Origin of the sequence: Psychrobacillus sp. FSL K6-4615 (assembly GCF_038008225.1) — a bacterium.
GTDB classification, from domain to species: Bacteria; Bacillota; Bacilli; order Bacillales_A; family Planococcaceae; genus Psychrobacillus; species Psychrobacillus psychrotolerans.
In genome coordinates, this window is record NZ_JBBOYQ010000001.1 from 1955696 (window position 1) to 1981364 (window position 25669).

The window sequence follows — 25669 nt, forward strand, 5'->3', positions numbered from 1 at the left end:
AGATTATTTATGTTTTATAGCTATCATTAGTTTCGCTCGTCAGTATTATTGACTAACCAGCGACTTTCATTCAATAAGAAAAGATATCTTATTCCCTTTCGATAACGTTCGTTAAACAAGATGATACTACCTCTCTAAATTCTCAAGTTCCCAATCTTTTTACATAACTCTTTAGCTCTTTCAGACAAAAAAACCTTCTGATACAAGTATTTGGCTAATTTTGACCTAAGAAATTCATCACTACAGTAGAACAGAAAAGAAGATAAAAGAGAAATAATGAAGTAAAAGTTGAATATTTCGCTACCAGAAAGTAAAGCTGGAGTTACAACAAACAAAGCAGCTAGGAATAAGTGCATAAATAATGCCAAAATTACTCTAGGAAAAGATTTTAGTTTTTTTGTAACGAAATCAGAGAAAACAGATGCTGGTACTCCATAAATTAAAAGAATTGGAAATAGATAAATACCAACTATGATTGCAAGACCTGTCTGTCCTGAGAATGAAAAATTTACCATAACCAAGACACAAGCCATTACCGCGGAGATAAGCTTTCGAATAATTATGTTACTCACCCCAATCAAAATAATTACCTTTTGAATATACTGATTGGTTATTTCACCAATCGTCCTCAGAATTCCTTCTTAAACTAAACTGCTTACGTTAGCCCATTAAAAAACGGCTTTACCTCTTCTTGAAGTAAAGCCTGTTCGTTTAATAAGAAATATTTGCTTCAAGTGTAAAGTTTACACTTGCCCACTCCCCCTCACTTTTAAACAACTCATATACAGCTTTACGGTCCGTAAGCGGTTCATCTATCCAATTTAGCAGGGTTCGAATAATAGATTCTTTATCTGGAAAGTTCGCGATATACACTACGTTCTCCCTTTCACAAAATAATATCAGAGTATTTTGGTCATGATCAAGTCCACTTGCTCATCATCGCCTATATAAAAAGAGTGAGCACCCGTTTGCAAAAACCCTTTTTTCTTATAGAACGCAATGGCATTTTCATTTTCTTCCCATACGCCAAGCCAGATTTTCTCTTTCTTCTGTACTTTCGCGATTTCCACTGCTTTATTGAGTAGATGCTTCCCTAACCCATGTTTTTGGAATTTCTTCTTCACATAAATACGCTCGACTTCAAGTGAGTCATCACCCATTGCTTCCGATTGGGCATCACCAGTATTAGTTTTGAGGTATCCAGCGACTTCCTGATTATAATAAACAAAAAAGAATTGTGAAGACTGATTAGTTAATTCTTGTTTTAGTTGGTTCACGTTGTATGCCCTTTCCAAATAGGCATTTAGGTGTTCAGGGGAATTATGGTCCTTAAAAGTCTCAGTAAAGGTTTCCACACTGATGGCTTGGAGGTTAAGTGAATCTTCAAGAGTACATTTCTTTATCGTCATTAAACAAGGCAACTCCTTTAGTATATTAATAGTTTCTTTTGTTTCCCTTTTTAACTAATTCCCAGTCTTTTTCGATATTTTTTCTGATTCGGTGCAAAAAATCGAATGTGGTTTCTGCTTCTTTTTCAGAAAATCCTTCTAATGCAACATGGTTGGAGTATTCATTTTCTCTTTTAATGAATGGGTAGACCGTATTCCCTTTCTCCGTTGAATATAGTTTTTTGATCTTTTTATTGTTCGCGGCACCTTTTTTCTCAATAAAGCCGTTCAACTCTAGTTTTTGGATAGCACGAGTTGCCGTAGACCGGTCCACTTTAATCATCTCTACTAACTGTTCCTGGATAATTCCCGGGTTCTCACAAATCCTCACCAGGTACAAGTACTGACCTTTTGTTAGTTCAAACTCTTTGAATTCTATGTTGCTGATGGAATCCAATGCCCTAGCAATCATGCCAATTTCACGCAAAATTTCTTTCATAAATAGCTCCTCCGTAAATATCTTTGTTGTAAATGCAATAATAAAATCTACATTCACCTTAAACTAATATTGTTGCATTTGCAATAAAGATAATGATGTAGAGCTTGATTAATGTGAAGTATATTTATTATATAATAGGGATTTTAATGTTAACTCCCAATTTCATTGACGGCACATTAGATTTTGGAACGTCGCCATTTGATGCACTTCTAGTAGACTAACTCTAAATACGGAACTTATACTAATACACCAAGTAGATGCCATACATAAACAAAAGAGCAAAAGATACACTACCTTTGCTTCATGAAAAAACCACTTTCCAATAACTTATGGAAAGTGGTTTTTACATCTTTGTAGCTTTAAAATAAAGTGTGATTTGTAGGGAACCATTTAGGATTGAGGCTAAAAAAATCTCTTAATTTGCACATCAATAGACTAACACTATTATCTTTTTGTGCTTGGATTTTTAACGTATCACTTATGGCATCTCACCTGAATAGAAAGAACTAACTAGTTGCTCTTGACCCTCAATTTAACGGTAGAACATCCTATAGAAAGTATAAAAAGCAATACTTCGATATTAGGATTTATTGAGGAAGATACTTGGTTCTCCATTCTCTATCCTATTGACTTATTTATTCATATAAAGGAACTCGCCATTTGTTATCTGCCTCATAATAGCTAGTTGCAGTAAGAAGGTGTAAAGACATTTCTTCCGGGATGTCATCTAAACCAGTCGTTTTGAAGTAGAGCGTATGGTTGTAATCTTCCATCTCTCCTGTCGTAGTTTCACTATCAAGTCTAAAATACCTTCCAGTATTTTCTTTCAACACCCACTTACCAAATTCCATTTCATTACTTTCTTGATTCACTGCCATTTCAATTTCAAATATACCTGGATCACTTGTATTGGCACTACTTTGTAATTCAGCCTTTTTTATTGTTACTTCTTTTCCCATATATTTAAACGTTACAGGATTCTCTTTTACTTCTTTAGGATTAAACTTAACGGAAAAATTAGTGGGAATTACTTTATAAACACCATCCAATACAAATGTGAGATTGCTGTCATTTTTATCAGGTACAAATACTTCTTTCCAGGCAGCATGCCCTATTTTACCTTTTTCGTTTGCAGAACTAATGATTATTTTATCATCCATAGGTTCGTCCTGAATATATGGAGAAAATTTCATTATGACATTGTTTTCCTTATTTTCTATATGATATTTAATAGATGTTCCATAGGAAGCAAGTTCCCTGGTATCCAATCCGTACTGTTCATTTAAAGCTTTAAAATCATTCTCGATTACTAATTGTTCTGATGCTTCGTATGAAGTTTCATACAGCAAACTATTCGATGTGGGTGCGAATTTTATTTCTTTTAAATTAATTGTTACGCCATTTATCGTCTGTTTTTCTTTATTAAGATTCACACTTTTTTTGATATCTTTGTTCCCTGTTATTTCCACTGGTATTTCTAAGTCCCAGTTTCCCTGTTTGCCATTTAATTCTACCAGATGAAAGTTGATTGTTACTTTCTCTAATCCAGGTTCATCAATAAATACTTGAAAAGAATTATAATCTAATCCTCCATCCAATCTGTAACCCATTGTATAATTGTACTCACCATTAAAACCAGAAACGGAGATTTGGTTACCTTTTATTGAATGATCTATATTTGGCCTTACTACAATACCTTTTTCATCTATGACTTGTAAAGACAATGCTATTCGCGATGAATCTACAATTACGTCCTCCACTTTCAATGTAAGTTGTTGATCTGACACTTCCAAATCAACCCTTTCACCTAGCCCATCAACTGATGCCATATTTAATCCTTCATCGACCTGCTTGGTACTAAACATGCCACTTATTATCTGGGCAAAGGTAGGACTTAATGTTGCAGTTAAAACTACAGCTAACATAATACTTGCAGCCAGTAGAACGATACGTTTCCAAATCATTCTTTTTCTTCGAACATCCTTCTGTTCATAAGGTTCCAGTTGTTCCAATACAAGTGATGCAAAATGATCTGGTAATGTTGGTGATTGTAAATTAATCTTTAAAAATTCCTGTTCCTCTTTAAAAAGTTGAACAATACTCGAACAAGTAACACAAGTGTTTAGATGTATATGTATTTGAGAGTGTTCTTGCTGTGTTAGTAGGTTATCCGCGTACTGGGAAAGTTTATCGGCCTTCGGACAGTTCATAAAAATATCCTCCTTCACGATTTATTGTTTCTCTCATTTTTTTCTTTGCTCGGTGAAGTTTATTTCGAACTCCTGAAAGGGGAACTTCAACCAGTTCACTTATTTCCTCATAACTTAATTCATTCACATATCGTAATAGAATAATCAGTCTTTCATCTTCAGGAAGCGTCGAGATCAATCGTTCTAACTGTCTACTTTTTTCCTTTTTCAATAAAATTATCTCTGGATGATTAGAATCTTCAACTCTTTCTTCGTTTATTTGTACTTGTTTCAATTGGTAGCTTTTCTTTCTAAACTCATCCATACAATGGTTTATAGTCACCCGATAAATCCAACTAGAAAACGATCCCTTATGATCGAACTTTCCTAGTTGGTGATATACCTTTATGAATGCCTCTTGAACTAAGTCTTGAGCAATTTGCGGATTTTTCGTCATCCGTAAAACAGTCGCATATAGCGGGTTTTTGTATTTATCAATAATGTGAGAATACGCCTGCTTATTGCCAGTTAATACCTCTTGAATCCACTTCAACTCTTCTTCCATATGAACCTCCTTCTAAAACAATTTTAGAGATGCCTTGTTTTTCCTCTCTCCTCTTATAACGAGTTATATAGTTAAATAATTTCATTTACTGCCAATTAAATTTTATTCGACATATTGAATAGCTCGAAAAATCGTACATTTTATGTGACCGATTTTATCCTGTTATAGAACGAAACTCTATTAGTTCAATAAAAAAACTTTACCTCTTCTTGAAGTAAAGCTCTCGTTAGTACTTAGAATTTTATTATGTACCTTAAAAGATTATTGTGCTGGCTTCATATAAACTACTTCACCCTCGCTATTGTAAGCAATATACTCAGCATCAAATAATTCATCACTTTTCGTTCTAAACAATGCAAATTTCTTACCTGAATCCTTAGTAAGAAGTTTAAAATTATGAATTGTATCGTCACCTTTGACAATTTGTACGCTATCAATCTCTTTATCGAATACCCTTAGTAAAACAGCATTAAATTCTTCTTCATTGCTAAAAGGAGAACTAAAAAATGAAAGATGGATTGGTTCAGTTATTCCTTCTGGGTTAAAGGAATAGTCACTTTTTTTCTCCCAAGAAAACAACGATTTTTCTAGATACACTTCCATCTCATTACCATCAACAGTTTGGGAAAAAGCAACTGATTTATTGTCATCAATTACTTCAATATGATTTATGTTTGCAACGTTCCAATGATTATTAATTTCACCTGCTATTTGTTCCTTGTCATCTCCTCGTGGCAAGAGCCAAATCATAACGAGAACAATAGCAATGAAAGCCCAAATAACGGCTTGTATATTTTTTTTAAACACCCAAATATACCCCCTATACGTTTTATACCTTCTTATCCTTTATTAACAAACTCATAAATTTTTTGGACTGAATTACTAGATAACGTATAAACCGTATGCGTGTCTTTTGAGTTCATTATTGTCCCAGAATCTTCAGTAATCCAAAGAGAATATGATTCTTCACCGATACTAAAATGATATTGTGGATCTGTCATGTTGACAATACCAGGCCATCCAAATGAATATAAAATCATTAACCAGAATCCTCATCTTTAAACGTATATAACCATAAATGATGATAAGGGAAACACCTTCCAATATCATCCTAAATGGATGATCTGGAAAGTTTGGTAAACCAAACCTATTTGCTATGCCAAATTCATCTGGATTAAAAAATACAACTGTGAAAATCAATACAACTGCGCCGAAAATGTAAAAAGAACAATAAAGATATCCTAAAGGTCCTTTCATTTATTCAACTTCTTTACACTGTTTAAATTCCTTATTCCTTAACTTCAGAAGTAAGATTAATGGATCTCTGGTCATTCTTTGAAAGGTATTTGTTGCTACCAGGTAGCATTTTAATCCTATTCCATGCTTTAATTGCATCCTCTCGATTTTTCTCCTTGTTTTCTGAATCCGCGAAATAGTCTCTGGTGAACTGATTGTATTCAAATTGTGAACCTATTTGTTTTTTGTAAGAAGGGTCTTTCTTGCTTTCCTCTTCTTCATTCCAAGCATTTACAACATCATTATATGTCTTTCCAATATTGTTCTTAATATAGTTTTGAATATAAGTTGAAAAGTGAAACTTAGGATTAATCGCCGTTTTGAAAAAGGCTCTTACTTCTTGACTGCAACGATGATTTTCAGTAATGACAGTATCAAGACTTAAATCTGTTGCTGTTGTTTCTTTCGAAGAGCACTTTACTTTCCTCAGTGGCTTTTGTATTTTCCCTGTTTGAAGAAAAATTGCAATTCTGTCCGATATCTCAATCTTAGAACCAGAAGCACTCATCCCATTCTCTCTGCAAAATGTTTGCAACTCTTCTTTCAACCAATAGAAATTACGAAACTCTTGTACATTTATTTCTTTATTTAATAAAGGTCTCAATTACCTCATCCCCAGTTATGTTTTTATATAATATTATATAATACCATCATTTGGATTTCTGTTTTTTAAAGTATCTCTAGATATTCGTAATATACCATGAGATAACCAGAGCAAAAGGAGCCAGAACTCTTGCATTACCGAGCGACGGTAGTTAATTAGAAAAAGGAGCTACCTCTGCACCGGCAGGCAACCACTTGTTTAAATAAGCACGTTAGTTTAAGTGTAGACTTTCACAATATTGCAGAACACTAATCATCATATGTCCTTTTTTTGAACAGTCAATAATGTCGGAGCTGGAGAAAAGGGAAAGAATTTTAACATTTCTACTGAAAAATAGTCAGTAGTATCTACTTCAGCTTCAATATATTTTACTCCTTTTTCAAAGGCATAATTTATTTGGGATGCTGTTAAAATTAACATATTTCGAACATCCGTTTTCTTCCTACATCCTCTCCATCCAAATTCAAATTGATTGGGGGTATTCGAATAATGTAACAAGGAATAAGCCTGTATCTCATTATTCTTTAAAATAACAAAACTTCCACTTTTAATTGTATCCTCATTAAAAATTAGCTCTTCCCATTTCTGAAAGCTGTGAACTCCAACAGGATTAACTGAATGAGCTATCTCATAGTTTTCTCTTACAAGGTTTATCAATTTGAATTTTAGTTCTTTGTGATTATCTATACTATCAAAGTCTTGTATGCAGATATCTTGTTCATTAACATCAGGGAAGACTTGTTGGAAATCCATCATTGAGGTTCTTAACAAAGGCATATATGTCCTTCTAACTTCTAAGAAACCAACTTCTTCATAGAATGTTTTTAGTCCATACGAAGATTCCCAAATAGAAGTTTGTAGTGGTAATTGAATATTTTTAAAGTTGTATAAAGCTTCGATTAAAACAGCTTCAATTTCATTTCCAGTATGTTGTTTTGTAACCATTGAAAAGTATGTACAAGATGGATGAAATGCAGATTTCCAAGCAGTTATTAAACCTACCAACTTTTTATCCTCGTAAGCTTCATATGTACAAATATTATTCTTGATGTGTACACCTCTTAAAAAATAGCGATAAGTGAAATCATCATCCCACACCCATTTTGATAATATATCTTTGATAACCTCGATATTCGGAGAATTATTACGTTTTATAGCATAGTCACTTCTCAACATTTCCATCACCTCCAATATAGTAATTCTACATTGTTCTTCCACTAACCAGCCCCTCTAGTGGAATAAGGGAAAAAGCTTAATTCCTTCTTGAGGTAAAGAGCCCCTTAGTGTAAGAAGATAGATTTTCATTCTAATATTGTGTATAATACAAGTTAATTGCATACATTAAATGTTTTCTAGGGTTCCGCAACTATCTATGTTGGTCTGGTCCGAGAGAAAACTCACAGCTATGCTGTGTCACGGAAGGATAAAAGCCTGGGAGAAACTGTTTTCATACAGTTGTCTCTCGGGCTTTTTTTGTTTTTATAGAATATAAAAGGAGGGGTTATTTAAATGAATACAAACTGGGTTAAAGTAGCACTCGCTGCTTTCTTCGAAGTTTTTTGGGTTATTGGATTAAAACATGCAGATGACTTTTGGACTTGGACTGGAACTGTTATTGCTATTATCGTTAGTTTTTATTTAATGATTATGGCTGGCAAAAAACTGCCTGTTGGGACTGTCTATGCGGTTTTTGTAGGACTAGGTACAGCCGGAACAGTTTTTTCGGACATCGTATTTTTTGGTGAACCATTTAAAATAGCAAAAGTTATTTTAATTTTAGTTTTATTGGGAGGGGTAATTGGTTTGAAATTAGTTACTAAAGACATCGATAAAGAAGGAGTTGAATCTTAATGGCGTGGGTTTCTTTGGTTGTTGCAGGCGTATTTGAAATGTTTGGTGTTGGTATGATAAATAAATTGCACAATGACCGTAATTGGCAATCATTAGTTCTATTAATTCTCGCGTTTGGGGCTAGTTTTATATTTCTTGCTTATTCAATGAAAACACTTCCTATGGGAACAGCTTATGCAATTTGGACAGGAATTGGTGCTTCTGGTGGGGCAATTTTAGGTATGCTATTATATGGGGAATCAAAAGATTGGAGAAGACTTGTTTTTATAGGGATGGTCTTAGGTGCTGCAATTGGTCTAAAAATCGTCTCATAAATGAGCTTATAGATTGTCATATGAAGTAGATAATTTGTTTTAAAACAAGCAAATTATCTTCTTTATTTTTATTTTTATTGAACTAAACTACTGCTTTAGAATTGCTTTTTTAACAATTCTGCTTCTTTAGTTCAATAAGAAAATGCTACTCTTGCTGGCAACCACTTGTTGAAGTAGAGCACCCGTTAGTATAATAATCAAAGCAAACTTGATATCCTAAATAAGCCATATAGCATTAGTAGAAGTCCTAAGTAAAACAAAGCTGTTAATCCTGTAAAAGGGTCTAAAACAAAATCAAAAAACTCACTCCACTTTTCCTTAGTAGAATCAGCTTTCTTTATACTGGGTATGAAAATAAACAACGAAATAACTATACAAATAACTCCTGCAATTAAGGACAATACACCCATCAGTAAACCACCTTATTTATGTATTTATATCTTTACATTTGGAACTCAATCCAATATAGTTACCAATCGCTTCTTCAACTAAACTGCTGCTTTAGTTCAATAAGAAAAAAGGCTTTACTCCTTCTTGAAGTAAAGCACCTCGTTAGTTTAATTCATTGGTATAAGTTATGCTATTCGATTAACTTCTCTTTTTAAATAATAACAAAATGACATTCCATATCACACCAGTAACAATGCATGTTATTGAAATGAAAAATGTAAGCCAATAAAAGCCTCCTGCAGGAACGGTGAATTCTGCCAAAATAAATAATATGATTCCAAAAAACAAATACATGTGTGGCAATACAAATCTATTCATTGTTCTTGCCCCTTCCTGATTAACTAATCTGAGCAGGTTCTTTATGTTGTCCAATTATAACAGTGTTTTATCATGATACTAGGTACTAAAACTTATTTAAGTTTTAATGTTATTTGTCTATTTTTGAAAAAACCAAATTGATTATTCGGAAAGCGAATATTTTACTAACTCACTCGTTTGTTGAATAGTAAAGTTCTATTCAAACAATGGAGTTTTTGGGTCTATCCCATAACAATGAACAAGCATAGAGTGTAATTGCCCTCTGTGATGATAAATATGAGCTACAATCTCTAACAACCATTCATATCGTGAATATGTTACGCCCCAATAAGAACTAATTTCCTCTTGAAGTTCGACTTCTGTAAAATTCATAAATTTATCTTCTAAAAATTGATGATTGTTTATTAATGCTTCTTTTATCTCATTTAGACTTTTATAAGAAATACTTGAATAAAATTTATTCATCTTGTCTTGGGATGCGCCGTCCGATATAAGTGAATCGGCTACACAAATAATAGCTATGTGTTCTAGCAGTTCTCCTATGGAATGCTTACTGGGTGTAGGTCTTTTTTGCAAGTCATTTTCTTCTAACTTTTCTATCATCTCAACAATTGTAGTTACAGCGACTTTAATTTGATGTAATGCACTCTTACAATATTTATTCATCTAATCCTCCTCTACATCCTTCTATTAAAATAACCTGTGGCTTTAATTCAATAAGAAAAAAACATTACTCCTTCTTGAGGTAAAGCAACCATTTGAAAAAAAATGTAGAAACTGGTTAGCTATTTAATTTACAGATCTGTTAAATGCTTCTTTATTTCTATATTTCCTAATAAAGAAAAATGTAAAAGTAAGAATTACACCCACAACTATTCCGATTACGCTTAAATTTATTCCTGTACCAGTTGTAATACCATCTGCACGAAAAGAAGCATTAGCATATATCGAAATGATAATGATGACAAATCCAATCCATTCAAAAATCTTATTTCTCGTCATTTCAAATCTCCCCTTTATATTCAAATTATAACATCATTCAAATTTTTCAAATAGTTACATTTATTAAACCCTTATTCAACTAACCAGCCACGTTGTTCAATAAGAAAAGGGCTTTTCCTTCATGAAGTACAGCCCCGTTAGTTGAATAAGCACCGTCTCTTTTATTACACATTATGGTCGAATAAAAATTTGGAAACTTATTAGTTTGGAATTCGTAAATATGATAATTTATATATAGAAAGTTGGTGTTCTTAAGTGTTTAAATCAGAAGTAGTACGCTTTCTTCAAGTAATCGAATTTGATACTTTTACTTTTTTACTTTGTACGTATATCTCATAAATACTAATAAGAATAACAACCCATAAGACTGGATTATTTAAAGAAATTCCGACTTGTGAAATACCACCGAGAACTGTAAATGCAACAACTAACAAAAACATATACAACATTGAAACCAATTGCCAAAGTAGAATTAATCTTGAGTTACCTTTTTGAAACCTGTTAGATAAAATACTGAAAATAACTATGATTATCAAGAGTGCAACAACAAGTGATTGTGGCAAGTAAATGAGATCAATTAAAACAGGAAAGAAATCATAAGCTAATAAACAGGTCATTGAAAGTAGCATAAGAACAATAATAAATACATTAACTTTCTTCATTTGGTCACACTTCCTTTAGTCTATATACGTATGAATAGCGTTAGTAGTTTCGCATTATTCTGTTTTTTCTCATTAAACTAACCTGCGGCGATACTTCAATTAAAAAAATGCTTTACCTCTTCTTGAAGTAAAGCACCCGTTAGCCATCCATGTTGCACAAAACTAGCACAACACCACAGAGAATTAAAATGAAAAAATGAGTATAGGATACTACGGTTGGCGAAGAAGTTCGATCAACTATATGTCATCGAGCCCATCCGTTAGTCTGACGCACTCTATATGAGTAGGCACCCAATAAATTAGGTAACTAATTACTATGTCGTTTGTTAAATTCAATCGTAATGAACTCAGGCAAATAGCTGGGAGTACATCCTTTTGCTACTATTTCATCTTTGTAAAGACCCGTTCTCTCACCAAGTTTAATACAACGTGCACGATTCTTTTCATCATAAACGCCTATCCAGCCTGCGGTAAAATTCATAGCCCATTGAACTTCCGGTTCTTCCTGTGTAATATTGGCTTCTAATGCAGATAGCAAGTCTGCGGTGTTATCAGGAGGTGTTTGTCCAGTCCATCGTAATCGCCCTTGATAATACCAGAAAGCTCGCCTTTGAAGAGCAGAAGGACTATTTTCCCATGACTCCATCAATACAATATTCTTCTTGTCTTTGGTGAGCTGATTAGCCATTAACCAATCCATTAAGTTATTTCGCTCAACAAAACTGTGAGTCTGCATATCCTTATCAAGCTTATTTAGCACATCTTGTGAAAGAAGTTTTTTGTCCATAATTAAGATTGCTAATAATCTAGGCAAAAACTCTTCGGTTGACCAAAGTTCCATAGCTAGTTCGTGATCTTTTTTAATGTCCTTCGCGATTTTTCGTAAGTCTCCTAGCTTAGTTTTACTATTAATCTGAGGTAAAATGTTTTCTGCTTTTGAAGAGCGTTTTATTTCTGTATCTTTTTTTTCATCCATTTTATATACCTCCTTTATTTAAACATTATTTCCTAATATGATATCAAGAACTTAATTTCGTTATTTGAACAATGCTTATTTGACTGTCATAGCAATATACATAATATGTTCTGCTAAACTCAGCATATTTAAATATCAATTGCCACTATCAAAATTAATAGTATTACCTTTTCAAAAATGAATGTCTTTTTATGTTTATTCATATACGCCCCTATAACCTGCTTCGTTAATTCAATAAAAAAAAGCTTTACTCCTTCTTGAAGTAAAGCACCCGTTATTAAGAAGGGAATTGTACTTTATTCTGCCAATCTACTAATATTCTGTATCTCTAGATTTATCTTCCGTATTTGCTTGTCAATTTCATCAATTTGAAGGTCATTGGTAACTTGTTTTCTTTTTTCCACTAGCTCAACTCGTAATCTTTGCAAAAAAACCACTCTCCCTAACAACCCCATCTCTTACCCACCTTGACATAGAATTTGTCCATATCTTTGTATTCTAGAAGTCGAGAGGATACTCCTTCTTGAAGTTAAGCATCCGTTAGTTTATAAAGAGTAAATTCACTTCTAAATGAAGGCATAGAATCATCACCAGAATCTCAGCTGGTAGCCTTATCGTGGAATTTTGACTGTAATTTGAGCTTCTTGATTTAGCGTCATTTTTGGAATATTAATTGTTTTAATAATTATTTCTCCATTGTCTTTTGTATCGTTAATATACATTTTATATTTATTTTTACCAATCGCTTTAGGATAACCTCCTTCTGCAATTAAATAATTACCGTCACTATCTCCCACCCATAAATGATTCATCTCAAAATTTGTACCGAACGGGAATGAACTTGTCGATTCAAAGTAAACTGCAGTTAGTTCGTTTTCTTCTTCCATTCTCGTCACCACTATATCTCCCATCTCACCTTGTGAAATTGTTAAGGGCAAACGATTTTGTTCCAATATTTCTGTATTCTCCTTCCTTTCAGTGATTTCCGGCACAAAGAAAGGACTAATTGTAAGATCACTTACTTCCTCACTAAGCGGTTCGTACACGTATTTGTGAAGCATACCTTTCTCATCACCTGAACCTGATTGACTTATCACGGGTAGAGAATTTCCATTTTGGTCTAACAAGAATAATTCTAATCTTTCCTTTTGATGATTATATAAAGCTTCGGGAGTTCCTTTAAAAAATATGTGCAAACTTATAGCTGAATCTGTACTCTCGAATTTTTTCACTTCAAAGGAAAGGTCATTTAATTCAGCCTGTTGCCCTATCCCTAAATTCACAGGATGATTATCGGTTTGTAATACATGTGTTTCAAACTGCCAATCACCTATGGTCTCACCTATTCTTATTATGGATACGTTTAAATTAAACTCTTTTGGTAAGGACTCTGTTGGATACATTTGGATAAGTCCAACAAATTGTCCGTTTGCTAAATACTCACCATTCATACTTATTGGAGCGTTGATTTCTTCACCGTTTACTTCAATACGGTGTGTAGTAATCGATTCAGCTTTATCCTGTACAAATGAAAACGCAAGGCGTGTACCATCATATAACACTTCCTGAACCTTTAATGAAACTCCATTGCTAGTTATCGTTTCGTTTAACAAAACTGCATTTTCATCATGGATAGCAACTCGTAAACCCTTATCACCAACTGATGTAAAAATGGAATCAAGTAAAGGTACCCTTGCAAGCACACCAGCCATAGTAGGAGAAAGAAACCCTAAGCTAATCAGTAAACCAAATGCCACAGCACATGACATCACGAGTATCCCTATTTTTTTCCTTTTAGGCATAATTTGTTTTTCGCTTGTATTTAACCCTTCTTCAATGGCTGCGTCTAGCTTTTGTTTAGGTACTGGAATTGAATCAATTGATTTTTTAATATCCTTGTCCATTTACTTGTCCTCCCTGATAAAACTGTTTCAGCTTTTGAACTGCCCGATGTAAATTCGATTTCACTGTTCCTTCAGGACAATTTAGACAAACTGCTATTTGTTGCACAGGTAAATCCCTATAATAACGAAGAATAATGACCGTCTTATATTTATCTTCTAACTGTTCTATTGCATGTAATAAATCCAGTTTTTCTTCAATTTTCACATTCGGAAACTGTCTCTCCGGTATCTCTTCGTCAAGTTGGATTATTTTGGATGATTTTCTTAAAAACTCCAACGCTGTATTGATAAGAACCCTCGTAAGCCATGTACTGAAATACCTTTCCTCTTTTACAGTCTTTATACTGGCATACGCTTTAGTGATTGTTTCTTGAACGATATCTAAAGCATCATTCTCGTTCTTAACATATAAATATGCCATTTTATAAAGCTTTTCTTTATCACTTTCTACTAATTGAAGAAATGCTTTTTTATCCCCTTTCTGAGCCTTTATAAATGTGTTTTGCAAAAGCAATGACTTCCCTCCGTTCTCTTCTTACAAACGTTAGATGAATGAGATGACCTTTTCGTTGCAATTCGAGTATAACTTATATTGAAAAAAGATTATTCAACATAAAAACGTCTCTACTGTTGGTAGAGACGCACTCTTTTTTTATAACTATGCTTAGCCTATTTCCATGCAAGAGGTTCGATTCCTTCTTCATCTAAACTGCTGCTTTAGTTCAATTAGAAAAAAGTCTTTACTCCTTCTTGAAGTAAAGCACCTCGTTAAGTGGAAGAAGTTACTTTAGAATATTCCACTTTTCTTTGTATTCATCATAAGCCCCTGTCCAATGGTAAGGTTGAACTTCTGATAATGATTTAAAAGTTAGTTCTTGACCAGGCAGTGTAACTGCAACTCTTACATTTGGGCCCCAATAAAACAACCTTTCTTGACATATCCCGCAGGGAGAAAGGACTTTGAATTTAGATTTCTCGTCGTCGCGGACAACACAAAGTGAGTGTGTCACCTTTTTATTTAATTTATGAGCTTCTAAGATAGCACCAGTTTCCATACATACTACAGTTGAATCATTTATAACATCAGGAGCTACACTAGTATGTATAGACCCATCTTCTAAAGCAATCGCCGCAGCTCCACCCCAACCAACGGGGTATCTCTTTTCTATAAGTTCAATAACTGATTCATATAATTTTTGTTCGATTTTCAATCAAATTCCTCCCAATAGTCTAAATAAAATTTATTTATTAAAATCACCACAATGTCTGATTCAACATATAATTCCTTATTACTGCTTCTGCTTCTTAGCTCGATTAGAAAGTGCTTTACTCATTAATAAAGTAATCACCCATTAGTTGAGATTTTTTTCTAACTCTAATTATAACCTTTGAGCACTAAAATTAGATTAACTTTTTGAAAAAATCAGTTTTTTACTTCAATAAGAAAAGTGCTTCACTTCTTAATGAAGTAAGCACCTTGTTAGTTGAATAATCCTTACATTGTTTGTGTATCTCTTTTACCAAGCTAAATCGTCAGCATGACCTACCTGAATTTTAAAGTAAAGCACCTGTTAGGTGAATAAGAATAGAGTCATTTATTAAACAATAACGCCCGTTTGCATGGCACTGACTACCCTTTTTGAGACAAGAATAAAAACCCCTATTATGCAGCCAATTGACGGTATTGAACCGGCGATTGGCTGTTTAGTTTCGTTTGAATACGGATATTGTTATAATAAGTAATGTATTCTTCGACGATACTTATCACACGCGCATTAGTTGTGCGGTAAATTTCGTCGAGGTAGAACGTTTCTGACTTTAGCGAGGAGTGAAACGTTTCGATAGGGGAATTATCAGCTGGCGTGCCTTTGCGGGACATGCTCATGATAATTCCTTTTTCTTTGACTGCTTTTTGATAAGCATAGGATGTATAAACGGAACCTTGGTCACTATGCAGAATACACCCTTCGGGTAGCTCAGGCAATTGATAGAGCGTGTCCAACACAAAGTCGGTGTCTTGTTTAAATCCAATAGTTTGTGCCACAATCTCCCCATTGTAGACATCTAGAATACTAGAAAGATACATCATCGATTGGCCAAAAGGCAAGTACGTAATATCTGTGACTAACTTCTCCAAGGGCTTAGATGCTGTAAAATCCCGTGCCAATAAATTCGGTGCGACATATGCGGGCTGCCCGGTACGCTTGCGTTTCTTCACCTTAACTTTACATTGCCAACCATTTATTTGCATGATACGCTGCACAGTCTTCTCACAAACTCCTGGGTACAGAGTGGCAATCTTGCGATAACCATATCGGAACCTATGTTGTTTGCATAAGTCGCCAATCTGCTGATCTCGAATTTCTTTTTGAGTGAGTTGATCCGCATTCTTTCTCCAACGATAGTAGGATGAGCGACCTACACCTAGGTGCCGACAAATCTCGCCTATTGGCATAATGTCCTTTAATTCTTTGACTAATTGGATGACTACTTTTGGCGCCACTTCCTTTCCAATTCTGCGTACTTTTTTAAGACTTCAATTTGCTGTTTCAAGTACCGATTCTCCAACTGTAACTTGGCTGTCTCACTGTCGTATTCTGGCCCTTTACCGAAGGTATATTGTTTACCAATTGGTTGATGGAGACGGTGGATTTCTCCATTTCGATACCACCGCATCCATGTCTTTAATTGCGTCTTATTACGAATGTTCAACTGATCCATTACTTCTTTTACCGGCACCTTAGCCAAGCGCATTTCAATTGCCTTCATTTTCACTTCTGCTGGATAACTAACTCTTGTCCCCATAGAAAAAACACCTCCGCATTGAATTTAGGTATTGTATACCCGTTTTTCAACGAAAGGTGTTTTTATTTGTCTCATTTGTTTAGGTCAGTGCCCATGGTATTAAAGCGAATAGAGTTCTATTATTTTGTCTATGGGTAATTTAATCTGATCACTCATATCTACAAAATAAGGCAACTGCCATTTTTGAGTTTTCAACGCTTGCTCACTAGTCGGGTTATCCCAACTAGAATAAACTCTTATTGCCATTTTCCCCTTTGTTGAACTGGACCTAAGAATATTATGTTTGAAAAGTATTTCTTTTGGAAAAATAAATTGTCCAAACTTACTATCATCTTGAAAAGTAGTTATAACTAATAAATCAGGTGTTTCCTCATATGTAAATGGTTGGTTTTTATTATTTTCGTCTTTTTCCCCAAATGCCACAAACTGTCCTAATTTTGTGGGGGTTATATTTGCAACTCTGAAACGAACTGTTTTCGAAGATAACCGAAATGTACCAGCCCCATACTTAGAATTTTGCTTTTCTTCCTGAACAGATTTTACAGTTAAGTCATTTGGCTCGTAAATCATTTTATTTACATAACTTAATGCAGTATAAAAATCATTCATTATTCCACCCCTCCAATTTCTAATAATCGAACCCGATTGTTGAATACAGGTTAAACAACACTCTTAAACTAACCTGCCGCTTAGTTCAATAAAAAAAAGGCTCTACTCCCTTGAACTAAATCACCCGTTAAGTAGAAGAAGGGATGCCAATATTAACTAATTTACTTTTTTCCCTTTGGCATTCAATATTTTAATTTCATAAGAGTCAGTATTAGATATAGAATTTAGTTCCTTAGAATGTAGGATTTCATTCACTGTAGCTTCAATTTCCATTGCTAACTCATGTGCATCTTTATCTGAACCTTTTATGGAAGTTTGAATGGTAATAGATTTTTCAAACTCATTTTGATACTCAGTATTTATATTTTCGAATAGGTCGTTGTGTTTAAGACCTTCCATTAGACTCAATGCTATATGTGAGAGTTCTTTGTTTATATTTTCAGTTTCTACAGTAACAAAAGATAAATCCATTCTTTCTACAACAACTGTATAGTCCTTTAACGTGGAAGATTTAATTGCATTTTTTGCAATGGACTCAATATCCTTTTTTACTGAATTAAAATATTCTTCATTCTCTTTAACTTGTACTCTCAATTTTATCTCCGAATTTGAACTTACACCAAATTCCAACTCATCATACTTCTCATGGATTTTTTCAGTTACCTCGTTCAATGTAGAAAAATGGAGCTCATTTTCTTTAGTAGATAAAGGTTCTGGTTCTTTATTGGCAATAGCAGTATCAACTTCTGATTGTTTATTTAACAGGTTAAATGAACCTATTCCCACTATAAGTATTCCAGTAATAATCAATATCCTTTTTAACATATTATCCCTCCTTTTAAGAAGGTATGTCATAAACCAACTAAAAAGTCCCCCCAAAAAACACAATGTACTTCTTGAAGTAAAGTACCCTTTAGTTGAAGAAGAAATATATCTATATTCTTTAATTCATTTTCATAAAATGAAATAGAGGCATAAGTTAAAAAGAGACGCTCTTAGATAGCATGTTTTTCATAATATTAGTAAGGTACAGGATAAGCATCCACAAGACAGTCTATCCGTAACCTTTCACTTTTCCTGACTATTGTTAAATTAACACTGTAATGGACAGTTTTTTCATTCAATGTTTTTTCAAATGATTTATATCCTTCAATTTCTTCTCCATCGATCTCCACTATAATATCTTCAGGTTTAAGTCCAGCAGTTGCAGCTACCGAACCTTCCTTCACCTGTAAAACTCTTGTACCTCTCTCCCCTTCGTTTGTTGTGTGAGCAATACCTATCCATGCTTTCCAGAACTTTGTACGATTATCGGTACCAGTTTCATAGACACTCTTTAGATTTTCTAAGAATTGACTTGTTCCAAACAACATATTTTCCTTTTTATATTGATTCATTTCACCAATAAAGGTAGCCTGATACTCAATACTCACTTGAATTCCATTTTTAACTTTTTCTAATGAAGTAATGGTAGTAAAATCGCCATCAAGGCTCTGAAGTACAAAACGTTTCATTGTATCTATTTCTGTAAAAACACCCTGAGATGTTGCCTCCCATCCATGATTCATATATCCTTTTCCACCTATACGAAAATCTATCACAGCATTTTTTGTATACCAACGATTTAAATGCTCAGGCTTAGTCAATGCATCCCAAACTTGCTTCAAAGGGGCGTTAACAATAATTTCTCTCTTTATAGAATCCTTAATCCAGTTCATCTTGAAATTCTCCTTTTTCTACATAGTTTTTTAGACTTACGAGCTGATTATCAAGTAGTTCTCCGATGTACTGATGCACCTCATTGTAGGCAATTTGGAGAACCTCAGGATTTAATGAATAGATACGATACTTCCCATCCCAGCTCTCTGAAATAATTTTTTCCTCCAATAAAATATTCAAATGCTTCTTTATTGCTGGTTGAGAAATATCAAATGCTTTGACTAACTCTTTTTGGGTTTTGTTTCCATGTTTAAGCATACTTAATATACCTCGCCGCGTTGAATCACCTAATGCTCGATAAACATCTGGCATTATCATCCCCTCACCTTTCACATATAACCAATTAGTTATATGAATTCTAGAAAAAAGGGCAGCTTAAGCTACCCGATGATCTTTAGTTGAAGCACACGTTATTTGATTAAAAATAATGGTTTTCTTGAAATTATTTATTATACTCTTTTAGCAATGCTAATTTAGACTTTGAGGGTGTTTCATAATTAACGGTCTTTTGAAAATAAACATTACTACCATCACTTCTATGGCTGCTAAGATATGCCCATAAATTGTTGCCCAAATCTAAATGAGTTGCGTAAGTTTCTACTTTAATTCCGTAAACTCTAAATACTTCACCTTTTTTAACAACTCTAGCTGGACGAAATTCACCATTTTCATATTTAGATATGGTAAATCCTGATTTTAACATCGTCACCCTACCTATTTGTCCTGTTTTAAGCTCCATGTTATCCCACATAATTTTTGTAGGCGTAGGCATTGCAGCTTCTGTTTTTATAAAAAAAGTAGGAAAGGCTAAGACTAGCAATAAGACTGAAAGAATTATCTTTTTCATAAGACCACTCCTTTTTTTCCCAATTATACCATAACATTATTATTAAATCATTTATCTACTTGTATCGTACCCCAATACTGCCTAATACTAATATTTGTTTTTTCGTTCCAAGTGTTTTCAAAAGAAATTTCTTAATTATTGGATTCCTTCTTCAACTAACCTGCTGCTTTAGTTCAATAGGAGTAATGGTTTTAATTTAATGGTCCATATAAATTTATAAATTCTCCAGTGTATGCGTCCATCACTATAGTTAATTCTTGTCCAGTGTATTTAATTGTAACTTCCCACTTCATGTTATTCGTTATTTCATTCCAATACCCTTGCTTTTGTGCGAGATTCACACTAATATTTTCAGGTGGGATTTCCTCTAAATCATTGAAAGATATTGAGTTTTTCCACTCTTCTGGGGGATTTAGAAAATATTTTTCTGCTTTGTTTATAGCTTCGCCTGTACTAAGAATTGGCGACTGATAAAAGTATAAAAAAAACATTATCAGAGTAACTACTAAACCTATTATTATTTTCTTCAAATGAGTACCTCCTTACACTAAATCACCGCTTTATTTACTCTGTGGTCTTTGTTTCATGAGTTGTTAAAGCAATCCACGTTCCGCTAAAGCACCCTTTAGTTAAGTAAAAATTTTCACAAAGATATTTGTAAGCGCACTACTAAAAGAAGTTCATTTGTCGTATGTTTTTCTCATTTAAATAAACCTAAATAATGTGACTGTATTTGTTGAGCAACCGCACATATCAAATACAAGTAGGAGTTATCGAATCAACAACTCCTTATTCAATATCATCTGATGAAGTTAATTTTAAAAATTCCTCCACATCTTTCACACACATTTCCATTCCTTTTCCCCAAAATTCCTCCAAAGTAATATCTTCTCCTAAATGTTTCATAACTAAATCTTCTACGGTCATACTTCCTGAATCACGAAGTAAGTTCAGATAATCTTTTTCAAACTCTTTTCCTTTCTCCTTTGCCTTTTCAAAGATACCTAAAGCAAATAAATACCCAAAAGTGTATGGAAAATTATAAAAAGGAGATTTCGTAATATAATAATGTGGTGTCCATACCCAAGAGTAAGTGGAAGGCTGTTCTAAGGATCCGTCATACGCTTCATGTATTGCTTCTTCCATTAACTGAGTTAAACGCTTTGATGAAACAATCCCTTCTTTACGCTCTTCATAAAATCTCTGTTCGAATAAAAATCTCGAATGGATATTCATAAAGTTCATGACACTACGTTTTAATTTTTCATCTAATATAATCAATTTATCTTCTTTTGATTTTGCCTTTTTCATTGCGGCATCAAAAATAATCATTTCTGAAAAGGTTGAAGCTGTTTCTGCGATGCTCATAGGATAACGTTTATTCACCCCATTAACAGACTTCATAGCATAATTATGAAATGCATGACCCAATTCATGAACAAGAGTTAACACATTTAAAAAAGTACCCCCAAAGGTCATAAAAACTCGTGATTCACTAGTAAGCGGAAAACCAGCACAAAATGGGATAGCTGACTTATTGTCGCGGTCTTCAGCTTCTATCCACCCCTCATTAAAAGCTTGCTTAACAAAATTTTCTAATTCGGTTCCAAACTGACTAAAATGTTCCGTAATTAGTTCAGCCGCTTCGTCGTATTGTATCGTTTGATTGCTCTTGGTAAAGGGAGCCCAAAAGTTATAAGCTTTCATGCTAGAATCGCCCATCATTTCAGCTTTTCGATTCAAGTAATCCGAGAAAGGTTTTTTATATTTACTAATCACTGACCACATGACATTCATTGTTTCTTCCTTCATTCTGTTATCTTTCAAAGGTACTTCTAATACACTTTTTACTCCAGACTTTTTTTGTACTTGTAAACGGAAGCCAGCAATGTGATTTAATATTTTTGCAAATAGCTCTTCTTTTTCTTCCCATATAGATTCTAAAGCATTATGAGATTCCTTTCGCACTTCCTCATTAGGATGAGATCGTAAGTTAATAGCTTGCCCTACTGATAAATTCTTTTCTTCTCCATCAACTTGAATATTTAGGTTAATACTACTTACTAATGCATTATAAAAATGACCCCATGAATGATATCCATCAGCCATTAAATCAGATATTAAATTTTGCTCATCATCTGATAAATGCGTATTTGTATTTTCCCGCCATTCATTCAGAACAACTCTATAATCTTCTAATTCTTTAGTTTCAATTAAAAATTCCCATACATCCTGCTCTGTATTTGCTAATATTATTTTCACCTTTGATAATTCTTTTTCAAAATTGGATTCTATTTGACCTACTTTTCCTCGCAAAGTTGCTGCATCTTGATCCTTTGTGTTTTGTGAAAGAAGACAGGTGATAAATGAATTGGCTTGTGACAAGTTGATGCAAATTTCTCCAATATATACCACTAAATTTCGCAAGTTAGCCACTTCATTTCTTGATATTGGAGGATTAAATGATTTAACACATCTTTCTAAATCGCATACAAGAACTTCCAATTGCTTTACATAATCTAAAAATTGATTTGAATTGCTTCCACCTAGAAAAATCTTATCCAAGTTCCAATTTTTGATATAACTCATTTTCTCCATCGTATTCCTCCTAGAATTATCTATGTTAACTCCATTACGAACATATGTTTTATTCTAGCATATTTTGGAGCATTAGAGGGCAGAAAAGTGAAGTAAATAGTTGTAAAACCCAATAATTAATAGAATGACACACATTTTATAGGTTAAAAAGAAAGGATAGATCAACATGAGAGTACACCTGTATAGATCTATCCTTTTATACAACATATGATCTCATTTACTTCAACAAAATATTAAGAAAGCAATTTCTCCGTATGTTTATTCAACTAAACTGCTTCGTAGTGAAATAAGAAAAAAGAGCTTGTTCAACCTAATAGAAATAATGTGGACGAAAAGAACACCATCGGTTAATAGATATCATTCTTTTCTTATTCAACTAGATAACGAATAGCAAAATATTATTTCTACACCCCTATTCTTCAAAAAGTGATAGCCCTTGTTTAACTAAGCACAGCACCATTTGGTTATATAAGCACTTGTTGACCATCATTTAAATATTCATTCTCTTGTGGAAGTCAGATCATATTCAAATTGACCTCCAACATCTTCATACCCTTTTGCCCTGAATAATAATTTACCATTACTATCAGTCCCAGTTATTTCTATAATAACTACTACCTTACTTGGTTTATTAGATGCTACATTGAGAGCGGTAGAAAAGCATACAAAAGTAGAATGGATAAAGCTATATATCAAAAGATGGTTAAAAGCACCGTTTCAAACGAATAAAGGAATAAAAGAACGTACCTCTGGCACACCGCAAGGTGGGGTCATAAGTCCGGTATTAGCAAATCTATTTCTTCATTATACGTTTGATAAATGGATGGAAATCAATCATCCTAACAATCCATTTGCTAGGTACGCAGATGACGCAGTCATCCACTGTAAGACAGAGGAAGAAGCAAAGAAGTTGCTTGAATCCCTAAACAAGAGAATGAATATATGTAAACTCGAACTTCATCCAACTAAAACCAAAATTAATAAGAAGGCAACGGGGATTAATAGCACAACTAAAGAGCAGTACAGTGAGACACTAGAGGAAAACATAGAGGATTTAGTAAGTAGGCTTAAAAGTAAAAGTTATCATTCTGTTCCCGTAAGGAGAATGTATATTCCAAAGTTAAACTCCAACAAGAAAAGACCATTAGGGATACCGGAACACGAAGATAAGATTGTACAGAAAGGCATTACCAAAATACTAAATGCCATCTATGAAAATGATTTTCTAGATTGCTCTTTTGGGTTCCGCCCAAATCGTAACTGCCACGATGCTTTGAAAATATTAAATCATTATATGGAAAAGAAATCAGTAAATTATATAGTAGATGTAGATATTAAAGGATTCTTTGACAACGTTGACCACATATGGATGATGGAGTTCTTAAAACTGCGAATCGCTGACCCTAACTTACTAAGAATAATAGGTAGGTTTCTTAAAGGTGGATACATGGAGGAAGGAAAGAAATACAAGACAGATAAAGGCACACCGCAAGGCTCCATCAGCATTACCCAACTTCATTGGTACTATGCTGCTATCCGACTCCTTACAACGGCATTTGGTTTCCTTGCTTATTATCGCTTGTACACCATACTCTTCTATAAGAAAAGACCGGTAGGGTCTCCCGAGTTGCCGTATCATATCCATGTGTGACGTGCCAAGGTCTCTGACCCCAGAGAGGTTTTATCCTTCTTGCCTTTAACGAAGAATAAAATGTAGTTTTCTGCCGCAGGTAAGGCATCACCCCTCTCGTTTTACTAACATTATGGAGCTCAATCCCTTCAACCATTTGGCTTTCGGCCCGCCACCTAACTGTCTACGCTTAAAGGCTACTGTTACCATTAGCCCTCCAAGACTCGCTACGAGTGAATGGCTAGTTCTTTCCCGGCGGGAATCCCAGCCGCTATATGATACGACCTAGGCTCGGCCGCACACCTGCTTCGCTAGTTGAACAAGAATTCTTACAATCGTACTTTTGTAAAATCCAACTTATGCCGCATTATGTTCCGAATGCGACATAAAGAAAAAGAGCACCCGAATGGGTGCTCAAAATATTGAATTGCGTGGTACATCGGCACAGGTTACTTCAAACGTTTAAATTTTTTAAGAAGTTACGCTTAAAACTACTGAACCTTTTTCAATCACTACACCATTAACATCTCTACCAACGTAAATAATTGTGATAGTACCAGTACTAGATACATCTAGTACTCCAGTTAAAGTGTAAAAGGTCCCAGATATGCCAACAAACATCCCCAAAGAAAAGCTTTTATCTGTCGCACTAGCATCAGAGCCAGAAAGTGTCGGCGCTACAGGACCACTTGTTGTAGATATACCTGGGTAGCTTGGATTAACTACTGCTGCTTTTGGATAAACCGTTACACTAACTGTATTAGTTCCACCGCTAGTACTTGTATAAGTAAGCGTCGTCGTTCCTTGTGTTAATGCAGTTATTAGGCCTGTACTAGCATCTACAGTAGCAACTGAAGGAGTACTTGATGACCAAGCTATTGTTCCTGTTTCAGTTGTTGAAGCTGTCCTAGTAGTTATCTCACCTAATTGTAAAACTGTTGCAGGCGTTCCTATACCTGTAATCGTTGCACCTATGAATCCGCTATTCTCGCCTTATACCTTCTCTATCTTTCAGTTTTATAACGAGCCTACACCGTACAGGCGACTTTCATCGCATACGGCGTGCCATCAACCGTAACTTATTTACGACTGACTGGGTTCCTTCGCTCCTGCTAGTTTTCTCCTTCTCGCATGTTACCATGTAAGTCCATACGGCTAGCTATCTATGCTACTATGAACCCGCTGCCATCTTGCGTGCATCACTGGTACTGAAATACCTCCACTTGCAAGACTTCAAACGTTCCACTAAGCTCATCCCTTTTTTTGATTTCCTTAGGTTTCCACTATCCAGGTATAAGAACGACCGGTTTAACAGTCAATTCGTCGATCGCCACTATAGTATTTCGGCTATAGGGATGCACAGTGAACTCCTAGCTTCACATTTCACACTGTACACTTGCTTACCCTGCTTACATGGATTCGTTTTCCTAACCGTAGAAATCT

At 34.3% G+C, this 25669-nt stretch carries 29 protein-coding genes, 2 pseudogenes and 1 riboswitch; of the genes and pseudogenes, 5 read left to right on the top strand and 26 right to left on the bottom strand.

The features are described 5' to 3' along the window. Positions 1-288: 288 nt before the first annotated feature. The gene (locus MKX53_RS09625; protein ID WP_340762418.1) at positions 289-438 is read left to right on the top strand and encodes a hypothetical protein; all 150 of its coding nucleotides are present in this window, start codon (positions 289-291) and stop codon (positions 436-438) included. Between the two features lie 273 nt (positions 439-711). Here the strand turns inward: MKX53_RS09625 and MKX53_RS09630 are convergent, their stop codons facing one another. The 3 genes from MKX53_RS09630 to MKX53_RS09640 are packed head-to-tail and all read right to left on the bottom strand — an operon-like array spanning position 712 to position 1887. Beyond that, on the bottom strand, positions 712-873 hold the full coding sequence (locus MKX53_RS09630) for a hypothetical protein (protein ID WP_340910898.1): 162 nt from the start codon (positions 871-873) through the stop codon (positions 712-714). 26 nt (positions 874-899) lie between these two features. Next, positions 900-1409: a GNAT family N-acetyltransferase gene (locus tag MKX53_RS09635; protein WP_340910900.1), complete on the bottom strand. Its 510-nt coding sequence runs from the start codon at positions 1407-1409 to the stop codon at positions 900-902. Between the two features lie 25 nt (positions 1410-1434). After that, positions 1435-1887, bottom strand: coding sequence for a MarR family winged helix-turn-helix transcriptional regulator (locus tag MKX53_RS09640; RefSeq protein ID WP_340910902.1), 453 nt, complete (start codon positions 1885-1887; stop codon positions 1435-1437). Between the two features lie 113 nt (positions 1888-2000). On the opposite strand from MKX53_RS09640, the pseudogene MKX53_RS09645 reads away from it, so the two are divergent. Continuing rightward, positions 2001-2102: pseudogene (locus MKX53_RS09645) on the top strand (YitT family protein); the annotation flags it as partial. A 420-nt stretch (positions 2103-2522) separates the two neighbouring features. Here MKX53_RS09645 and MKX53_RS09650 read toward each other — a convergent pair. The 5 genes from MKX53_RS09650 to MKX53_RS09670 all read right to left on the bottom strand — a co-directional run bounded on the left by MKX53_RS09650 (position 2523) and on the right by MKX53_RS09670 (position 7717). After that, positions 2523-4097, bottom strand: a complete 1575-nt coding sequence (locus MKX53_RS09650) for a DUF4179 domain-containing protein (RefSeq protein WP_340910904.1) — start codon at positions 4095-4097, stop codon at positions 2523-2525. Beyond that, positions 4075-4641 carry an RNA polymerase sigma factor gene (locus MKX53_RS09655; RefSeq protein WP_340910906.1) on the bottom strand — a complete coding sequence of 189 codons (567 nt, stop codon included), beginning with the start codon at positions 4639-4641 and terminating at the stop codon, positions 4075-4077. The genes MKX53_RS09650 and MKX53_RS09655 overlap by 23 nt, the downstream gene beginning before the upstream one ends. A gap of 261 nt (positions 4642-4902) precedes the next feature. Next, positions 4903-5448 (bottom strand): hypothetical protein, encoded by a 546-nt coding sequence (locus MKX53_RS09660; protein ID WP_340762421.1) that lies wholly within the window; start codon positions 5446-5448, stop codon positions 4903-4905. A gap of 481 nt (positions 5449-5929) precedes the next feature. After that, positions 5930-6541, bottom strand: coding sequence for a DUF6434 domain-containing protein (locus tag MKX53_RS09665; protein ID WP_340910907.1), 612 nt, complete (start codon positions 6539-6541; stop codon positions 5930-5932). Between the two features lie 255 nt (positions 6542-6796). After that, entirely contained in the window at positions 6797-7717 is a 921-nt protein-coding gene (locus MKX53_RS09670) for a GNAT family acetyltransferase (protein WP_340910909.1), read from the bottom strand. Between the two features lie 165 nt (positions 7718-7882). Continuing rightward, a riboswitch (guanidine-I (ykkC/yxkD leader) is annotated at positions 7883-7981 on the top strand. A gap of 69 nt (positions 7982-8050) precedes the next feature. On the opposite strand from MKX53_RS09670, the gene MKX53_RS09675 reads away from it, so the two are divergent. Next, positions 8051-8392, top strand: a complete 342-nt coding sequence (locus MKX53_RS09675; protein ID WP_340910911.1) for a DMT family transporter — start codon at positions 8051-8053, stop codon at positions 8390-8392. Then, positions 8392-8706, top strand: coding sequence for a DMT family transporter (locus MKX53_RS09680; protein ID WP_340910912.1), 315 nt, complete (start codon positions 8392-8394; stop codon positions 8704-8706). Before MKX53_RS09675 ends, MKX53_RS09680 begins: the two co-directional genes overlap by 1 nt. Before the next feature lie 197 nt (positions 8707-8903). Here MKX53_RS09680 and MKX53_RS09685 read toward each other — a convergent pair whose 3' ends face one another. From MKX53_RS09685 to MKX53_RS09765, 17 genes are all read right to left on the bottom strand, one after another. Then, the gene (locus MKX53_RS09685) at positions 8904-9116 is read right to left on the bottom strand and encodes a hypothetical protein (RefSeq protein ID WP_340910914.1); all 213 of its coding nucleotides are present in this window, start codon (positions 9114-9116) and stop codon (positions 8904-8906) included. Positions 9117-9669: 553 nt separating this feature from the next. Beyond that, complete coding sequence (locus MKX53_RS09690) at positions 9670-10140, bottom strand: DinB family protein (RefSeq protein ID WP_340762426.1); 471 nt, start codon at positions 10138-10140, stop codon at positions 9670-9672. 123 nt (positions 10141-10263) lie between these two features. Continuing rightward, positions 10264-10476, bottom strand: a complete 213-nt coding sequence (locus MKX53_RS09695; protein WP_340910915.1) for a hypothetical protein — start codon at positions 10474-10476, stop codon at positions 10264-10266. Between the two features lie 284 nt (positions 10477-10760). Continuing rightward, a complete protein-coding gene (locus tag MKX53_RS09700) occupies positions 10761-11138 on the bottom strand; it encodes a hypothetical protein (protein ID WP_340910916.1) in 378 nt (125 codons plus the stop codon). A 307-nt stretch (positions 11139-11445) separates the two neighbouring features. Continuing rightward, the gene (locus tag MKX53_RS09705) at positions 11446-12114 is read right to left on the bottom strand and encodes a DNA alkylation repair protein (protein ID WP_340910918.1); all 669 of its coding nucleotides are present in this window, start codon (positions 12112-12114) and stop codon (positions 11446-11448) included. Between the two features lie 296 nt (positions 12115-12410). Continuing rightward, positions 12411-12542 (bottom strand): hypothetical protein, encoded by a 132-nt coding sequence (locus MKX53_RS09710; protein WP_281249734.1) that lies wholly within the window; start codon positions 12540-12542, stop codon positions 12411-12413. Positions 12543-12725: 183 nt separating this feature from the next. Beyond that, positions 12726-14018, bottom strand: coding sequence for a DUF4179 domain-containing protein (locus MKX53_RS09715; protein WP_340910919.1), 1293 nt, complete (start codon positions 14016-14018; stop codon positions 12726-12728). Then, complete coding sequence (locus MKX53_RS09720; protein ID WP_340910921.1) at positions 14002-14532, bottom strand: sigma-70 family RNA polymerase sigma factor; 531 nt, start codon at positions 14530-14532, stop codon at positions 14002-14004. Before MKX53_RS09720 ends, MKX53_RS09715 begins: the two co-directional genes overlap by 17 nt. A 268-nt stretch (positions 14533-14800) precedes the next feature. Next, on the bottom strand, positions 14801-15229 hold the full coding sequence (locus MKX53_RS09725) for a cytidine deaminase (RefSeq protein WP_093533855.1): 429 nt from the start codon (positions 15227-15229) through the stop codon (positions 14801-14803). 452 nt (positions 15230-15681) lie between these two features. After that, positions 15682-16823, bottom strand: a protein-coding gene (locus MKX53_RS09730; protein ID WP_340910158.1) for an IS3 family transposase whose coding sequence is annotated in 2 segments (ribosomal slippage) — positions 15682-16553 and positions 16553-16823 — 1143 coding nt in all. Because the reading frame shifts where the segments join, the coding sequence is not laid out codon by codon here. Positions 16824-16922: 99 nt separating this feature from the next. Further along, positions 16923-17432 carry a MepB family protein gene (locus tag MKX53_RS09735; RefSeq protein WP_340910922.1) on the bottom strand — a complete coding sequence of 170 codons (510 nt, stop codon included), beginning with the start codon at positions 17430-17432 and terminating at the stop codon, positions 16923-16925. 156 nt (positions 17433-17588) lie between these two features. Continuing rightward, positions 17589-18257, bottom strand: a complete 669-nt coding sequence (locus tag MKX53_RS09740) for a DUF4030 domain-containing protein (RefSeq protein WP_340910924.1) — start codon at positions 18255-18257, stop codon at positions 17589-17591. Between the two features lie 194 nt (positions 18258-18451). Beyond that, complete coding sequence (locus MKX53_RS09745; protein WP_340910926.1) at positions 18452-19150, bottom strand: SRPBCC domain-containing protein; 699 nt, start codon at positions 19148-19150, stop codon at positions 18452-18454. Beyond that, a complete protein-coding gene (locus tag MKX53_RS09750) occupies positions 19137-19463 on the bottom strand; it encodes an ArsR/SmtB family transcription factor (RefSeq protein ID WP_175496133.1) in 327 nt (108 codons plus the stop codon). The genes MKX53_RS09745 and MKX53_RS09750 overlap by 14 nt, the downstream gene beginning before the upstream one ends. A gap of 130 nt (positions 19464-19593) precedes the next feature. Continuing rightward, positions 19594-19998 (bottom strand): hypothetical protein, encoded by a 405-nt coding sequence (locus MKX53_RS09755; RefSeq protein WP_340910928.1) that lies wholly within the window; start codon positions 19996-19998, stop codon positions 19594-19596. Positions 19999-20189: 191 nt separating this feature from the next. Next, positions 20190-20528, bottom strand: a complete 339-nt coding sequence (locus MKX53_RS09760; protein ID WP_340910930.1) for a hypothetical protein — start codon at positions 20526-20528, stop codon at positions 20190-20192. A 259-nt stretch (positions 20529-20787) separates the two neighbouring features. After that, positions 20788-22596 (bottom strand): M3 family oligoendopeptidase, encoded by a 1809-nt coding sequence (locus MKX53_RS09765; protein ID WP_340910933.1) that lies wholly within the window; start codon positions 22594-22596, stop codon positions 20788-20790. Between the two features lie 643 nt (positions 22597-23239). Here MKX53_RS09765 and MKX53_RS09770 point away from each other — a divergent pair. Beyond that, positions 23240-24247 carry a reverse transcriptase domain-containing protein gene (locus tag MKX53_RS09770; protein ID WP_340910936.1) on the top strand — a complete coding sequence of 336 codons (1008 nt, stop codon included), beginning with the start codon at positions 23240-23242 and terminating at the stop codon, positions 24245-24247. 735 nt (positions 24248-24982) lie between these two features. On the opposite strand, the pseudogene MKX53_RS19710 reads toward MKX53_RS09770, so the two are convergent. Beyond that, positions 24983-25201 (bottom strand): annotated as a pseudogene (locus MKX53_RS19710) (Ig-like domain-containing protein); the annotation flags it as partial. Between the last annotated feature and the right edge of the window lie 468 nt (positions 25202-25669).